This window comes from Limnoraphis robusta CS-951 (genome assembly GCF_000972705.2).
Window position 1 is genome coordinate 1 of the sequence record NZ_LATL02000176.1, and the last position, 1,449, is coordinate 1,449.

At 42.4% G+C, this 1,449-nt stretch carries 1 protein-coding gene; it reads right to left on the reverse strand.

Annotated features, from left to right (window positions below; genetic code table 11):
• The coding region (locus WN50_RS14955; protein WP_049559661.1) for an AAA-like domain-containing protein at positions 1–1,004 on the reverse strand (1,004 nt) is incomplete at its 3' end.
• Positions 1,005–1,449: the final 445 nt, after the last annotated feature.

A 1,449-nucleotide genomic window follows, 5' to 3' on the forward strand; every position in this document is an offset into this window, starting at 1 on the left:
ATTTGTTCGGGGCTATTATCGGCGGGTATTTCTTTGTTTTGTAGGATTTGTTGATAGAGTCCTAATAAACGTCCGGTGCGTTTTTCTTCGGCTTTCAACAGGCGATCGCGTAGAGTTCTTAAATGTTCGGGATTGTCTTGATATTCCCACTGATTAATAATTTTCTCCCGCACCAATTCCGCCACCCAGTCCGCCTCATTTCCCGGTATTATTTCGGTTGAAGATTCCCGAATAAATTTACAAACTTTCTGGGTTAAAAAGGGCTGTCCGTTCGTCCAATACAACACCGCTTCTAACACCGTTTGGGGATTTTCAGTTAATGAAATAAACCCATTTTTAAGCGGTTCTGCTTCGTTTATTTGAAAGCCGTTGAGTTCGATAGCCTGACCAATATTAAAAGGGGTTCGTCGTTGGTCTTGAATTAAATCAGAGGGTGTTGTTACGCCCAATAACGCAAAGGTTAAACGTTGATAAATGGGTTCGTCGGCGCGTTTGTTGTAGCAGTCTCGAATAACAGCAAAAAAGTCATCTATATTAAACGGTAAGCTGAGAATACTATCAATTTCGTCAATAAAAATAACTATATTTTGAGGAACAAGTGGTAAGAGTTTATCGCTAAAAAATTTACTAAATCTGCGAATAATAGACAGAGAGTTGAGACTTTCCCACCATTCCTCTAAATCAAATATTTCGTAGAGGTCTAAACTATCTATTATCGCATCAATCACGCTCAAATACCACTGTTCCGGCGTAATATCAAACGTTCCTATTCCGGTAATATCTATTGCCACACAAGCAACATCTTCGCTTTGGAGTCGTTGCATTGTCCGAACTCTTAAGCTAGATTTCCCCATCTGACGACAGTTAAAAACGTAGCAAAAATCCCCCGCTTTTAGTTTATTATAAAAGATGTCGTCGGCTTGTCTTTTTACATAAGTTGGGGCGTCTGGGGGTAGACTTCCTCCCACTTGATAGCTAAAATTTGACTCAGATGAATGACTCATTTGATTAAGTCTGGTTGATTAACAATTTTACCATATTCGATGAATTAATACTCTTAAAAAAAGTTTGAAGAAAACTTCTGACTTCTGATTCTCCCTAGCCCCCCTTAATCCCTCCGCCTGCGGCACCTCCCTTAAAAAGGGAGGCGGGGGGGGAAAAGAGGGGCATTGAAGTTAAAGTCCCCCTTTATAAGGGGGATTTAGGGGGATCTCTCCGGGGAATTTAGGGGAATTAAGTCCCCCTTTATAAGGGGGATTTAGGGGGATCTCTCCGGGGCATTTAGGGGAATTAAGTCCCCTTTTCCAAGGGGGATTTAGGGGGATCTCTCCGGGGAATTTAGGGAAATTAAGTCCCCCTTTCCAAGGGGGATTTAGGGGGATCTCTCCGGGGAATTTAGGGGAATTAAGTCCCCTTTTCCAAGGGGGATTTAGGGGGATCTCTCCGGGG